Origin of the sequence: Kribbella sp. NPDC059898, from assembly GCF_042730855.1 — a bacterium.
Taxonomy (GTDB): Bacteria; Actinomycetota; Actinomycetes; order Propionibacteriales; family Kribbellaceae; genus Kribbella.
Genome location: NZ_JBHWKR010000023.1, coordinates 89,371 through 103,240, shown reverse-complemented (window position 1 = coordinate 103,240; position 13,870 = coordinate 89,371). Strand labels below are relative to the sequence as shown.

The following is a 13,870-nucleotide window of genomic DNA, read 5'->3' as shown; positions in this document are numbered from 1 at the left end:
TGCGGTGGTTGAGGCCGGGCGTGCGGTGGTTGAGGCCGGGCGTGCGGTGGTTGAGGCCGGGCGTGCGGTGGTTGAGGCCGGGCGTGCGGTGGTTGAGGCCGGGCGTGCGGTGGTTGGGGTCGGGTGTGCGGTGGTTGGTGCGTTTGATGTTGGGTGTTCACCCGGCTGACGTAGCGTGCGGGTATGGCTCCGACACCTTTGCTCGGTTCGCGGACGCTCGATCGGCAGACGGCGCGGACGTTGCCGCCCGGGCCCAGGTTGCCGACGCTCGCGCAGACTGTGCTGTTCGCGAGTCACCGGAAGACGTTCTTCCCGCGGATGCGGGAGAAGTACGGCGACGTGTTCACGGTCCGGCTGGTGCCGTCGAGCCGGGTGTGCGTCGTACTGAGCCGGCCCGAGCACATCAAGGAGGTGTTCGGCAGCCCGCCCGCGGTGATGCACGCCGGCGAGGGCAACACGGTGCTGGAGCCGATCATGGGCTCGCACTCGCTGCTGCTGCTCGACGACGAGGACCACGTCCGGATGCGCAAGCAGCTGATGCCCGCCTTCTCCGGGGCGGCGCTGCGCGGGTACGCCGGGATGGTGCACGAACTGGCCAGGGCCGAGGTCGCGAAATGGCCGACCGGTACGCCGTTCAAGGTCCACCAGCGGATGCGCAACCTGACCCTGGAGATCATCCTGCAGGTGATCTTCGGCGTCACCGACGTCGACCGGCTGAACACCCTCCGCCCGCTGCTCGACAAGATCGTCTCCGTGTCGCCGGTGATCATGCTCGGCGGCTTCTACCCGCCGCTGCTCAAGGTCCGGCCGTGGAAGACGTTCCTGGACACCCAGCGGCGGATCGACGAGATCCTGTCCGACGAGATCGCCGGCCGCCGCGAGACGTTTGCCGGGCGCAACGACGTACTGTCCCGTCTCCTTGCCGCAGGCAACTGGTCGGACGTGGAGCTGCGGGACCAGCTGGTCACGCTGCTGCTGGCCGGCCACGAGACGACCGCGACCGCGATGGCCTGGGCGTTCCACGAGCTGGCGCGGCGCCCGGCGGACCTGGAGTTCGGCCAGCGGGCGGCCGACGCCGGCGCGGACGACGAACTGGAGGCGATCGTCAAGGAGGCGCTCCGCCTGCACCCGGTCGTCTACCAGGTCGGCCGTCGGCTCACCGAGACCGCCGACATCGCGGGCTACCGGTTGCCCCGCGGTACGACGATCATGGCCGCGATCGGCCTGGTCCACCGCGACGGCGAGCACTTCCCGAACCCGAAGGACTTCCGCCCGCGGCGGTTCCTCTCCGACGACCCGCCCGCGCCCGGCAGCTGGATCCCGTTCGGCGGCGGCGCCCGGCGGTGTATCGGCGCCGGCTTCTCGCTGATGGAAGGCACCGAGATCCTCCGCGCCGCCCTCACCACCTTCAACTTCCAGGCCCCCGATCCCACACCCGAACCGGCCCAGCCGAAGAACGTCACCCTGGTCCCCCGCCGCGGCGCCGAGGTCACTGTCACGCGCCGCTAACCCCCGCGCCTCTCGTGGGTCCACCCACCAGATGCTGGGTTCGCCCATCGGATCCCGGACGCAAACCCGGCCTCTCGTGGGTGGACCCACCAGAGGCCGGGGAGAGTTCAGTCCTCCAGGTCGCCGACGTCGCCCAGGTCGACGTCGCGGTAGCTTTCGCGGTCGCCCTCGTCGTCGTCCGAGAGCTCGAAGTCGTCCTCGTCGACGACGTGTACGGCGGCTTCCTCGGCGCCGGCGGCCGCGCCGTCGATGCCGACGTCGGAGGCGTACAGCTCGCTGTCGTCGTCCTCGCGGGTGCCCTCGTCGGACGCGACCAGCCGGCCGGAGCGGGTGTTGCCGACCTCGGGTCCGCCGACCTCCTCACCGTCCTCGGCGTACGGGTCGACGTCCGGCACCTCCTGCGCGAGCCGCTGGTCCAGGGTCTCGCCCTGCAGCGCCTCGTCGGCCGTCGTACCGAAGCCTTCGCCCGCGGACCACTTCTCCGGCGGCGAGTACCCCTCGTCCAGCAGGTCGTCCACGCCGCGGTCGTTGAGGGTGTCCCCCGGCTGCAGCTGATCCTCGTCGTCGACGGAGTAGCTGCCGTAGTCCTCACGGTTGTTCTCGCTCATGTGCAAACCTTGGCGCGTCGTACGCAACGGAAGCAAGCTCAACGGAGAATGGGGCCCGTGGATCCGGTCAGGCTGACGTTGGACCAGTTGCGGGAACTGCGGGACGACATCGCCCCGCAGGCCGCGCGGCGGTCGCGTGCGTCGATCCGGCGCCGGGTCGAACGCTGGCGCAGCCGGGCCTTCTTCATCGCCCAGTGCGCGCTGGCCGCGGGCGTGGCGTGGACCATCGCCCGGTACGTCGTCGGCCACAAGCAGCCGTTCTTCGCACCGGTCGCGGCGATGGTCTGCCTCGGGTTCAGCTTCGGCCAGCGGCTCCGCCGGGTGGCCGAGGTGATGGTCGGCGTCGCGGTCGGCGTCGGCGTCGGCGACCTGTTCGTGAAGGCGTTCGGCACCGGGGTCGCGCAGCTGATCTTCGTGATCGCGCTCGCGATGAGCGTCGCCGTACTGCTCGGGGCCGGCAATCTGATGACCACCCAGGCCGGCGTCCAGGCGGCGATCGTGACCACCCTGCTGCCGAACCCGAACGCCGGTTTCAGCCGCTGGCAGGACGCCGCGCTCGGCGGTCTGGTCGCGCTGGCGGCGGCGACGATCGCCCCGGCCGCGGCGATCCGGCGGCCACGGCAGCAGGCCGCCGGGGTACTGAGCGAGCTGGCCGCGATCCTCAACGAGACCGCGGACGGCCTGCGGTCCCGGGACGAGGAGGCGGTCACCGACGCGCTCCGCCGGGCCCGGGCCAGCGAGTCCCGGCTCGACGACCTGCGCAGCGCCGCCGAGGAGGGCGTCGCGGTGGTCCGGCTGTCACCGTTCCGCCGGCGGCACCGCGGGCGGGTGCAGGAGATCGCGGACCTCGTTGTACCGCTGGACCGGGCGATCCGGAACACCAGGGTGCTGGTCCGCCGGTGCGCGGTGTCGGTATGGCGGGACGAGGGCATGCCGGCCGAGTACCCGATGCTGCTCGAGCGGCTCGCGGACGGCACCCGGCTGATCGGCGAGTCCCTGTTCGAACCGGCCGCCGACGTCGCGGCGCACCGGGTCCTCGGCGAGCTCGGCCGCCGTACGGCGGAACTCCCGCTGCCGACCGGCCTGTCCGCGGTCGTCGTGCTCGGCCAGCTCCGCTCCACGATCATCGACCTGCTCGAACTCACCGGCACGTCGTACGACGACGCCCGCAAACTCGTCCCACTCCGGCTGGACGGACTCGACGAGAAGTAGCAGTGACTCAGGTCACAATCGGTTTCGCCGTCATACCTCGTCACGCTCCGCGTCTCACCAGCATGACGATCCACCGACTGATGAGCACGATGGCCGCCGAGCAGGTTCGTGATCTCGAGGACCTGCTGGCCGTCGACAGCACCCAGACCACCGACGACCGGACCGACGCCGCCGCCGAGCAGTAAGGCGCCAGCCGGACGAACGGAACCGGGCGGCGCACCCGGACGGTCTTGCCCACCGAGCCAGACCGCACGGAAGTCGCACATCAAACGCAGAGGCGCCCCAGTGCGAGGCGCCCCCGGATCCGTTACCGGTGCACCGCCACAGAGGTGCACCGCAACCACCCGCCGACCGTCCTGACGCCGCTTGCGCGAGGCTCAGGCCGGTCGGCGGGTGGTTTTACGCAACGGTGATCTCGGTGGTCACCGAGTTCGCGATGAAGCACTCCTGGTGCGCCAGATGGTGCAGTTTGTCGAGCGTCGCAGTGTCCGGCTCGGCACCGCCCCAGACGATCTTCGGGTGCAGGGTCACCTGCGTGACCGCGAGCCGCCCGGCCTCGTTCTTGGCCATCACGCCGACCGCGTGGTCGTCGTACGAGTCCACCACCAGCCGCTTCCGGGCCGCGATCGCCAGGAACGTCAGCATGTGGCACGACGACAGCGCCGCCACGAACGCCTCCTCCGGGTCGACCGGGCCGGGATTCCCGAGGTACGCCGGGTTCGCCGACGCCGGCACCGTGATCCCGCCGTCGAAGCGCCACTCGTGGTCGCGGTTGTAGGCGTCGTAGGTGAACTCGTGCTCACCACGGCTCCAGCTCACATCGACCACGTGCTCCGACATGGACTCACCTTTCCGAGACGGCCGCCTTCGCGGACGCGGTGACGGGATTGCATCGTACTGGAGTGTGTCCGGGCAGCTTGGCGACGTAATCGCTGTCGTACCGGGCCGCCATCCCGGCCACCGGGAAGTCCGTCGTCACCCATTGCGCGCCGCTCGCGAGCGCGATCCCGAGCCGGGTGTAGTCCTTGTCCCGGATCGTCGCCATCGGCTCGTCGGAGCGGGTACGGACCAGGTACCCCTTCTGCACCAGCCGCTGGATCTCCGCCTGGTTCGCGCCGCGCGGGTCGTTCACCTCGGTGACCGCGGCGTCCGGTGCGCCCTCCGGCCCGCGGGTGAACACCGCCCGGCCTTCGAGGCTCGGCCGGCCCGCGGTGTAGGTGTCGCGGATCTCGCCGGGTCCACCGTTGTCGAAGTAGAACATCACCTGGCCGCGGACACTGTTCAGCTTCGGCCAGCCCTTGGTCAGCACGGACTGCTCGAGCGTCAGGCCCGGCTTGCGTACGTCGTCAGGCGTCAGCAGCTGCTGCTCGCTGAACACCGAGCGAATCTCGGTGTCGACGCTGTCCAGGTTGGCGGCGTCCCACGGCGGCGCCTTCACGCCACCGGCCGCGACGACGGCCGGGTCGGACTGCTTGAGCTCGAGGTTGATCGCGATCGGCACGTGGTTCGGGTGTGCGTCGGACCAGGTCTTCACCTGCTGCAGGCAGAGCACGAACGTGTCGCAGTTCGTGTTGTAGTCGAAGTCCGGGATGTGCATGACCTTGATCCCGGGCTTGGCCATCGCGGGATCGGTGAGCGGTCCCTGCCCGGTCAGCTTGCGGATCAGCGGGTACGTGTACAGCCCGCCCTGCGGGTCCGGGTACAGGTCGAGCTCCAGCGCGCGGACGTTCTGGTCCTCGAGCTGCTGGGTGATCGGGGCGTGCGAGTACCAGAGGTCGACCGAGCCGGCGTTCTGTTGCTGCTGCACCTTCTGCTCGGCCGGGCTGAGCTCGCGGTGGTACGAGTTGTGCGACCCGACCACCTGGATCTGGTTCAGTCGCAGGTCGTCGCCCTGCGACCCGTGCCGGGAGTACGCCGTACCGGCCACCCCGGACGCGGCGAGTGCGGCGGACGCGAGCCCGGCGACGACGGTTTTGTTGACGCGCATAAAAGTTTCCCCTCCGTCATGACCAACTGTCGGCAATCTGTCACAAAGAGGTGGCAACGCTGTCCCCGGTTCCGTGGACAATGAGTGAATGGTGACATCGGGCGCGTATCCGCTCCGCCGTACGCCCACCCAGGACCGGGCCAGCCGCCAGGTCGAACGGATCCTGGACGCGGCCTGCGCCGAGGTGGTGGAGCGTGGGTACGACGCGGCGTCGACGAGCGGTGTCGCGAAACGGGCCGAGATCGCGGTCGGCAGCGTGTACCGGTACTTCCCGGACAAGCGCAGCCTGATCCAGGCGATCGAACGCCGGAACCAGGCGCGCTACACCGAGGCGGTCGGGGAGCGGCTGGCCGCGGTGACCAGCTGGCGCGGGGCCGTGGACGTGACGCTGGAGACGTTCCGGGAGATGCACCGCACGGACCCGGGGTTCAAGGCGGTCGTGCTCAGCGGGCTCGGCGATCCGGAGCTGGAGGCCAAGCCGGGCGAGTTCGACGACCAGCACGCCGGCGAGTTCGCGGAACTGCTCGCGGCGCGGTTCGGCGCTCGCGACACCAGGGACTTCCGCCTGGCCGTGACGCTCAGCATCGCGATGGGCGAGGCGCTGGCCCACCTGGCGGACCGGCTGTCCGGGGACGAGGCGGAGTACGTCCTGGACCGGGGCCGGCCGGTGCTGTACGACCTGCTCGCCCCGCATCTGCCTGCTTGAGCCGGAGAGGAGGCTCAAGCAGGGTGTTCCGTCAGGCCGCCGGGGCCGCGGAGTACGGCCCCATCGTCGGCCAGTGGCTGACGCGGCCCGCGAGCCGGGCCCGGCGCGGGTTCCGGACGTCGTACGCGACGATCACCCGGTCACCCTTCGCGTAAGTGATGCGGCTCCCGACCGGGAACTTGCGGGCGACCTCGTACGGTCCCTCGCCCCGGCGCGTGTAGTACTCGACGATGACCTCGGTGTAGACCGCCGGTGCACCGTTCGCCAGCTGGCCGCGGACCGGGCCACGCACCCGGATCACTCGTCCCGCGGTCTTCTCCTCCGTGCCGGTGGGGAGTTCGTCCCGGCGCAAGCCGGCCAGAACCTCGGTCACGATGAAAGCCGCGACCACCAGCACCAGGCCGAACCCACCTAGTACAACGATCGTCAACATGGCACTCACCCCCGACGCGCCGCCCGCGAGCGACGCGGTCGTTTGTCGAAACTGCCTTGCACGGCCCTTGCCGTACACCGGTGGGACGCCACCGGACTCCACTTGGTTCCGTGTAACTTCACGAAACCTTTACAGGATCACTTTTTCGTCTACAGGACCATAGTAGAGTCCGGTGGAGCGGTGTTTCTAGAGGTAGAGTTGACCTGTAGTTGTCAGTTTTCGCCCATTCCGAACCGGTACTGCGGCGGTACTGGCCGCTGTGTGCCAAGCGCCTCCTCGGCGGCCAGCCAGTACTCGGTGAGCGGGTTCGCGCCCTCCCGGACGGTGGCCAGCTGGATCCCGGCGGCCAGCAATTCATGGGCTTTCGCCGGATTTCCGGTCTCCAACGCGTGCCGTACCCGCAGCAGCTGCACCCGCGGGTCGTCGGGCGCCTCCGCGAGCATCCGCTCGGCCCGCAGTACGTCGGAGTCGAGCGCGGCCGCGACCGCCTCCACCACCAGCGGCACCAACTGGGGCTGTAGCGCGACGGCACGCTCGTAGTAGTCCAACTCGCCCGTAACTACACCGAGGTTGCGTAGAGCCCAGGCGTTGTCCCCGGACCGGCGCCATGCCTCCACGGCCCCGTCCACGTCACCGTCGTAGTGCCGAGCCACGCCCCGGTGGTACCAAACGAGCCAGTTGTCCTCAGCCGCCTCCAGCAGCTCGCGCCACGCGACCAGGGTCCCGTCCGGTACGTCGTTCTCCGCCGGCAGCTGCCCGTCCAACAACGGCAGCCAGGCCGACTCCCTAGCAGTCAGGGTGTCCTCGCTGAACGGCGTACCCGCAGACACGGCCCACCCGGTCCGCTTCACCTCCAACGCACCCCACCCGGACCCCAACGCCAGCTGTTCCACCGGCGCTGCATCGACAACCCGCGCCCACTCCCGCTCCCGGGCCGCCAGCCCACCCAACACCGGACCCAACGCAGCAGCCCCACCTTCGCGAGCTGCCTTCCAGTCCTGGGAGTGCGCTACACCGGCGTCCATGGACAAACGTCCGTACGCCTCCAACCAGCTCCAAGAGGTATCAGCAGGAAGCCGTAGGTGCTCCATCTGCGTCCGGGCAAGCCCAGCCTGAATCTCGGCGTACCCATCACCGGAAAGACCAGGCGCCAGCCACTCCTGCCACCGCCGTCCACCGTCGCCCTGCCCCCACACGAACAGCTTCCGCCCCCGCAGCTGCTCGGTCGACGCCTGCACGAGCCCGTCGCCGTCCCCGTCGACGGAAGCGATCCACGACGCCTCCCCCGCCAGCGGCTCGAAGAAGTAGTCGATCGCCCGCGGATGCCGCATCGGGTACGTCAGGTCCGTGGTCACGTCGACCAGGTCGAGCCGGCTCCCGTACCCGAACTGCCACGCCTGCTCCGCCGGTACCAGCACCCGCCGGTCGGGCGACTGCGGTACGGCGATGTTCGACCACCAGTACGCCGGGACGTCGACGTCGGACGGGTTCTGCAGCCGCACGCCGACGTACAGGAACTCCGAGTCCTCCGGCAGCCAGAAGTCGAGCTGGGTGACGAGGTTCCGGGTGCGTTCGAGCTCCCACAACCGGAGCATGGGCGTACCGTCCGGTCCGTCGACCCGGGCCGCGTGCATCGGCGCGCACGTCCCTGTCCAGTGGCCGGTGCTGCCGACGTTCCACTCGACGCCGCCGGCGAACCAGGCGTTGCGGAGCGCGAGGTTCGCGGGCTGGAACACCGGGTTGCGATAGAGCAGCTCGGTCCCGTGGTGGACCAGCGAGTACAGCCGGCCGCCGAGGCTCGGCAGCAGGGTCGCGCGGACATGGTCGTTCTCCAGGACGAGCGCGGGAAGCGGCGTCTCGACGAGTGTGCGGTCGTACGCGTCCTGGTTCAGGCACGGCAGCGGGCTGTGCAGGGCGCCGTACTCGATATTCGTCCGCAGGTCGGCCGGGAGTTCGGCGATGTTCTCCACGTGGTGCACCTCGCGCTGCGTGCGCAGCGGTGCCAGCGGGTTCTCCGGACCGAGCGAAGCTGCAGGAATCACGAGGTTTTGCGCAGAAAGAGTCGTCACAGACGTATCTTCGCAAGTGCGCTATACATGGTCGACGTGACTCCGCCCACGACCGAAGCCGCAGGCTTCCTGTGTCAGCGGCTAGGCCACATCGCAGACGGAAGTCGGCTTGGGTGAGGCGGTTGTCTTTGGAGCAGTGCCCACATTCCGGGCACGTCCGAGACGTATTGGCCGCGTTCACTGGGACCACTTGGCGTCCGGCTCTCTCAGCCTTGTTCGCCAGGATGCTCAGGAACTGCGACCACGCCGCATCGAGAATGCTTTTGTTCAGTCCACCTTTCGCCGCCGCGCCGTTGGGAAGGAAACCTCCGGACTCGTCGACCTTCGGTTTGGGGACCTTTGTCATCCCGGCGATGTTCAGCGACTCGTGAGCGATGACATCGTGTCCACGGACCAGCGCGAGCGCGGCCTTGTGGTGGAAGTCGAGCCGTTGTCGCTGGACCTTGCGGTGCAGCTTCGCCACCTTCCGCGCTGCGGCGCGGCGACGCTTGGAACGGGACCGTCGAGGAAACGTCGAGAGGTACCTGTGCGCCTCCATCAGGGCGGCCTCGGCGGCGTTTCCAGGACGCGGGTTTGGTTCGTGGTGGCCGCTGGAATCGGTGTAGAAGTGCACCACGCCAACATCAATACCGACGATGCTGCCGGTGACCGGCAACGGCTCAGCGGGCACCTGGTCGCAGACCACGACGACATACCATCGGCGACCCTCTCGTTTTACCGAGACGGTCTTGACCAGGCCCTTGACGGCGCGGTGCTGGTGGACACGGACATGACCGACACCCTGCAGCCGGACGCGAGTCTGTGGGCCTTCCGGGCTGGAATCCCAACGACACCCATCGCCATCCTTCGGGAACTCCACCGTGTCGAACCGGCCTACTCCACGGAATCGTGGATAGCCAGGCGCCTGTCCGGCCTTCACCCGTCGGAGGAACGCCTGGAAAGCCTTGTCGAGACGGCGCAGCGTGGCTTGCTGGGACGAGAACGACCACCGCGCTTGCTCGATGACCTCGGCGCGGATGTGCTTCAACTGAGCGGACTGATCTCCGTACCGGACCCGCGTCTTGGACACGTGCCGGTAGGCGTCGCGGCGCTCCTGGAGGGCGGCGTTGTACAGGGCGCAGTGGTCTCGCAGCATCTCTGTAAGGGCCTGCTCTTGACGGCTGGTGGGGCGGAGCAGGAACTTGTAGGCCCGGATCACTTCCTCCGCGGCCTCTCCCACAGCGCGATGTGCCGCCGCCCCGTGTCCTTCCGTGTCACAGTCACGTCACTGTTATACACACAGGACGTATCTAGTAGTGGAGAGGAGGTGGTGAGGATGATCAGCAGCGGAGCTGCGGCCACAATTCCCCGGCAGAAAGCAGCGGATCCCCTCACCGAAGTCCAATGGACGCTGATGTGATCGTCGTCGGGGCGGGGCTGGCCGGGCTCGCGGCGACCGCGGAGTTGGCCGACGCGGGCCGCAAGGTGCTGCTGCTCGACCAGGAGCCGGAGGCGTCGCTCGGCGGGCAGGCGTTCTGGTCGTTCGGCGGGCTGATGTTCGTGGACTCGCCCGAGCAGCGCCGGATGGGGATCAAGGACTCCCGGGACCTCGCGCTGCAGGACTGGCTCGGGTCGGCCGGGTTCGACCGGCTTGACGACGAGGACAAGTGGGCCCGGCAGTGGGCCGAGGCGTACGTCGACTGGGCCGCCGGCGAGAAGCGTCCGTGGCTGCACGCGCAGGGCGTGCGGTTCTTCCCCGTGGTCGGCTGGGCCGAGCGCGGCGGGTACCACGCCGACGGCCACGGGAACTCCGTACCGCGGTTCCACATCACCTGGGGCACCGGGCCGGGGCTGGTCGCGCCGTTCGTGCGGCGGGTGCGGGAGGCGCATGCGTTGGGCCTGGTCGAGTTCCGGTTCCGGCACCGCGTCGACGAGCTGACCGTGACGGGCGGGGTCGTCGACGGTGTCGCGGGCAAGGTGCTCGAGGCCAGCGACGTACCGCGGGGTGTGTCGAGTTCGCGGGTCGAGGTCGGCGACTTCGACCTGAAGGCGCAGGCCGTGATCGTCACGTCCGGCGGGATCGGCGGGAACCACGACCTGGTCCGGGCGCAGTGGCCGAAGCGGATGGGCGAACCGCCCCGCAGGATGATCAGCGGCGTACCTGCGCACGTCGACGGCCGGATGCTGGCGATCACCGAGCGGGCCGGCGGCCGGTACGTGAACCGGGACCGGATGTGGCACTACACCGAGGGCATCCAGAACTGGGACCCGATCTGGCCGCTGCACGGGATCCGGATCCTGCCCGGCCCGTCGTCGCTCTGGTTCGATGCCACCGGCAAGCGTCTGCCGGTGCCGCTGTTCCCCGGGTTCGACACGCTCGGGACGCTCGAGCACATCATGCGGACCGGGTACGACTACACGTGGTTCGTGCTGACCCAGAAGATCATCGAGAAGGAGTTCGCGCTCTCCGGCCAGGAGCAGAACCCCGACCTGACCAACAAGGACATCAAGGGTGTGCTCGGCCGCGCCCGCGGTGGCGCGACGCCGCCGGTGCGGGCGTTCATGGACAAGGGCGAGGATTTCGTTGTCCGCGGCAACCTTCCGGACCTGGTCCGCGGGATGAACGACCTGACCGGCGAGAACCTGATCGACCTGGACGACCTGGAGCGGCAGATCCTCGCCCGGGACCGGGAGCTGGCCAACACGTTCACGAAGGACCTGCAGGTGACCGCGCTCCGCGGCGCCCGGAACTACCGCGGCGACAAGCTGATCCGGGTCGCGCCGCCGCACCGGATCCTCGACCCGAAGGCCGGCCCGCTGATCGCCGTACGGCTGAACATCCTCACCCGCAAGTCCCTCGGCGGCCTGCAGACCGACCTGGACTCGCGGGTACTGCGCACCGACGGCACCCCGCTGCCCGGCGTCTACGCGGCCGGCGAAGTCGCCGGCTTCGGCGGCGGCGGCGTCCACGGCTACCGCTCCCTGGAAGGCACCTTCGTCGGCGGCTGCCTCTTCACCGCCCGCACAGCAGGCCGCGCCGCCGCGGCCGCCACCCGCTGACGGCGCCTCCTCCGTCCGACGAACCCTGTAACTGTGATCGCCGCAGCTGACCCCTGACATTCAGCGTGCGGCTTGCGGCCCGTCGCGATGCCGGCCAGGGTAGTACGACGTGTGCCCCCGGCCGGCCTGCGCCATCCCAGACTCCGCCAGCCACTGCGAAGGACCGGGACGACGCGGAGGATCGGGTCGTCCGACCTTGGCGAGCTCTGGAAACCGTGCATGCCACTTCGGGAAGCAGTAGCGCGGCAGCACAAGGTACGGCCAGACTTGCAGCAGCAGACCGCGGTTCAGGTGCCGAGTCAGCTCCTCAGCGCGGCGCGCCTCACTGATCACGTGCGCGTAGAAGGAGATGCGCTCGCCGAGAACATCGAGATCGTAGCGATTGACGGGCGGCGGCCGGAGCTCCGGGGGAAGCGACACGACGCCACTTGCCGGCCCCTTCAGGTCGTCCAGTGAGTCCGGCACCACATATGGGATCGTGGCGCCGGTCTGGAAGCCTCGCTTCGTGATGCGGTCGTTGTCGGACATGCGACCAGTATCGGTCAGAACACCATCGTGAGGAGGTCGGCGAAGAGTTCTTGTTCGTCGGTCTCCAGGCCGCGGTTGGTGAACCAGGTTGCCATGTTGTGGCAGTCGCGCAGGAGGAAGTCCATGCCCTTTGGGTTGCCGACGATGTCTACGACCTGGGGGAGGTCGATCATTACGATGCGGTCGGTCTGGGCGAGGACGTTGTACGGCGAGAGGTCGCCGTGTGCGAGCCCTGCCCGGGCCAGTTCGCGCATGCCGTTGCGGAGTTGCTCGAAGTACACCTCGAGCAGGTCCTTCGGCGGGCGGACCTGGGCGAGGCGTGGTGCGGCGCCGCCCTGGCCGTCGTCGATGAACTCCATCAGCAGTTCGGTGCCGTCCACCTGCACGGGGTACGGCACCGGGACGCCGGCCGTCCACAGCCGGTTGAGGGCCTCCCACTCGGCGTACGCCCAGCCACCGGCCGCGACGCTGCGCCCGTGCGCGGACTTCTTCGCCATCGCCCGGCTGTCGCGGCTGTTCCGCGTCCGCCGGCCTTCGACGTACGACGTACTGCGGTGGAAGGACCGGTGCTCCTCGGTGCGGTACCGCTTCGCGGCCAGCAGCGAGGACTTCGCCGGGTTGTCGCCGATGGCTTCGACGGCCCGTTCGACCAGGAAGACGTCGGCTTCCTTGCCGGTTTTGAGGACGCCGAGCTCGGTATCGATCGCGGCCTGTTCCGTCACGACCCACGAGGGTCGTGGTTCCGGGCCGCGAGAGCCGCGCTCGACGTCCAGCCAGGTGGACCACCGCTGGTCCGGACCCAGGTTCTCGTCGATCGACTGGAACTGGAAGTTGAAAGAGTTATCGGTGAGTTCGTACTCGGGAAAGGACAACGGAGGTGCTCCTGAACGAAGAAGTGAGGCTGACGCGGACATGCCGCAGCGCAGTGATGGCCATCCGTCAGCCCTCCTTAGTCCAGGCAGCGCTCGTCGCCGCTCGGCCAAACCAGGATGCCCGCCCGTCGCGGGCTCCGCAACGTATTTACCGGAGCTGGGATCGCGCGGTCGGACTCAGCCTGAGTTCCTGCATCGGCTTCGTGGACCGGCAGACCAGTTCGGGCAGCACCTGCTCCTGCCAGACCCGGGACGCGGTCAGTTGCCGGCGGTGCTCGTCGTACGCCGGGATCCCGGGGAACCGGGCGAACCAGGCGAGCACCACCTCGTCCCGCAACGGCAGCTGCGGAAAGTTGTTCTCGGCAACCAACGACTCGAACACCGCGACCGGCTCGGCCCCGGTCGCCCGCAACACCGGTACGACGTGGTCCTCGAAGTACTCGACGAATCCGTCGTCGGAGGCACCGCGATGGTGGACCACGCCGGCGATCACCGCGTCCGTGTCGCCGGGTCGCGGGGCGTCGAGCGCCGGGTACGACGGCCCGAGCCGGACCGGCTTCAGCAGCAGCGCGTTGTCCGAGTCGATCATCGTGGCGTTCGCCGCCGCGGAGTGCGCGCGCCAGACCGGCCCGTAGTAGAAGGCGTTCAACGCGTCCGCCCGCGCGGGCAGGTCGCGGAAGCCGCGGATCCAGACGAACCGGTCCGGGTCGTCGAGATCGCGGAACTGACCGGCGATGTGCATCCCGGTCGCTTCCTGCCCGTCGACGAAGTACGTGTCGAACAGGTCGATCAAGGTGTCACACTGCCCGGGGTGCAGCGTGTACTGGCGTAGGTCCGCAACGGCGCAGCACTCGTTCATGGTGAGCAGCCAACCACCGAAACCTGACAGTTACTGTCAGGCGACAGT

13 protein-coding genes and 1 pseudogene are annotated in these 13,870 nt (G+C 69.0%); 5 read left to right on the top strand and 9 right to left on the bottom strand.

The window, feature by feature from the left end:
- Positions 1–183: 183 nt before the first annotated feature.
- The gene (locus ACFV9C_RS41420; RefSeq protein WP_380202926.1) at positions 184–1,509 is read left to right on the top strand and encodes a cytochrome P450; all 1,326 of its coding nucleotides are present in this window, start codon (positions 184–186) and stop codon (positions 1,507–1,509) included.
- 107 nt (positions 1,510–1,616) lie between these two features.
- Here ACFV9C_RS41420 and ACFV9C_RS41415 read toward each other — a convergent pair whose 3' ends face one another.
- Positions 1,617–2,117, bottom strand: a complete 501-nt coding sequence (locus ACFV9C_RS41415) for a DUF5709 domain-containing protein (RefSeq protein WP_380202924.1) — start codon at positions 2,115–2,117, stop codon at positions 1,617–1,619.
- Positions 2,118–2,174: 57 nt separating this feature from the next.
- On the opposite strand from ACFV9C_RS41415, the gene ACFV9C_RS41410 reads away from it, so the two are divergent.
- Positions 2,175–3,329, top strand: a complete 1,155-nt coding sequence (locus ACFV9C_RS41410; RefSeq protein ID WP_380202922.1) for an aromatic acid exporter family protein — start codon at positions 2,175–2,177, stop codon at positions 3,327–3,329.
- Positions 3,330–3,391: 62 nt separating this feature from the next.
- Positions 3,392–3,514 (top strand): hypothetical protein, encoded by a 123-nt coding sequence (locus ACFV9C_RS41405; RefSeq protein ID WP_380202920.1) that lies wholly within the window; start codon positions 3,392–3,394, stop codon positions 3,512–3,514.
- A gap of 214 nt (positions 3,515–3,728) precedes the next feature.
- Here the strand turns inward: ACFV9C_RS41405 and ACFV9C_RS41400 are convergent, their stop codons facing one another.
- Complete coding sequence (locus ACFV9C_RS41400; RefSeq protein WP_380202918.1) at positions 3,729–4,169, bottom strand: OsmC family protein; 441 nt, start codon at positions 4,167–4,169, stop codon at positions 3,729–3,731.
- Between the two features lie 4 nt (positions 4,170–4,173).
- Complete coding sequence (locus ACFV9C_RS41395; RefSeq protein WP_380202916.1) at positions 4,174–5,316, bottom strand: phosphatidylinositol-specific phospholipase C1-like protein; 1,143 nt, start codon at positions 5,314–5,316, stop codon at positions 4,174–4,176.
- Between the two features lie 88 nt (positions 5,317–5,404).
- On the opposite strand from ACFV9C_RS41395, the gene ACFV9C_RS41390 reads away from it, so the two are divergent.
- The gene (locus ACFV9C_RS41390) at positions 5,405–6,022 is read left to right on the top strand and encodes a TetR/AcrR family transcriptional regulator (protein ID WP_380202914.1); all 618 of its coding nucleotides are present in this window, start codon (positions 5,405–5,407) and stop codon (positions 6,020–6,022) included.
- Positions 6,023–6,053: 31 nt separating this feature from the next.
- On the opposite strand, the gene ACFV9C_RS41385 is transcribed toward ACFV9C_RS41390, so the two are convergent.
- From ACFV9C_RS41385 to ACFV9C_RS41375, 3 genes and pseudogenes are all read right to left on the bottom strand, one after another.
- A complete protein-coding gene (locus ACFV9C_RS41385; RefSeq protein ID WP_344200428.1) occupies positions 6,054–6,455 on the bottom strand; it encodes a DUF3592 domain-containing protein in 402 nt (133 codons plus the stop codon).
- A 212-nt stretch (positions 6,456–6,667) separates the two neighbouring features.
- Positions 6,668–8,524, bottom strand: coding sequence for a DUF5107 domain-containing protein (locus tag ACFV9C_RS41380; RefSeq protein WP_380202912.1), 1,857 nt, complete (start codon positions 8,522–8,524; stop codon positions 6,668–6,670).
- An 85-nt stretch (positions 8,525–8,609) separates the two neighbouring features.
- Positions 8,610–9,659, bottom strand: a pseudogene (locus ACFV9C_RS41375) (RNA-guided endonuclease InsQ/TnpB family protein); the annotation flags it as partial.
- Between the two features lie 248 nt (positions 9,660–9,907).
- Between ACFV9C_RS41375 and ACFV9C_RS41370 the strand changes: the two are divergent.
- Positions 9,908–11,563, top strand: coding sequence for an FAD-binding dehydrogenase (locus ACFV9C_RS41370; RefSeq protein WP_380202910.1), 1,656 nt, complete (start codon positions 9,908–9,910; stop codon positions 11,561–11,563).
- Positions 11,564–11,623: 60 nt separating this feature from the next.
- Here the strand turns inward: ACFV9C_RS41370 and ACFV9C_RS41365 are convergent, their stop codons facing one another.
- From ACFV9C_RS41365 to ACFV9C_RS41355, 3 genes are all read right to left on the bottom strand, one after another.
- Positions 11,624–12,091 carry a hypothetical protein gene (locus ACFV9C_RS41365; RefSeq protein ID WP_380202908.1) on the bottom strand — a complete coding sequence of 156 codons (468 nt, stop codon included), beginning with the start codon at positions 12,089–12,091 and terminating at the stop codon, positions 11,624–11,626.
- Positions 12,092–12,105: 14 nt separating this feature from the next.
- Complete coding sequence (locus ACFV9C_RS41360) at positions 12,106–12,963, bottom strand: serine protein kinase RIO (RefSeq protein ID WP_380202906.1); 858 nt, start codon at positions 12,961–12,963, stop codon at positions 12,106–12,108.
- A 148-nt stretch (positions 12,964–13,111) separates the two neighbouring features.
- The gene (locus ACFV9C_RS41355) at positions 13,112–13,822 is read right to left on the bottom strand and encodes an NIPSNAP family protein (RefSeq protein ID WP_380202904.1); all 711 of its coding nucleotides are present in this window, start codon (positions 13,820–13,822) and stop codon (positions 13,112–13,114) included.
- Positions 13,823–13,870: the final 48 nt, after the last annotated feature.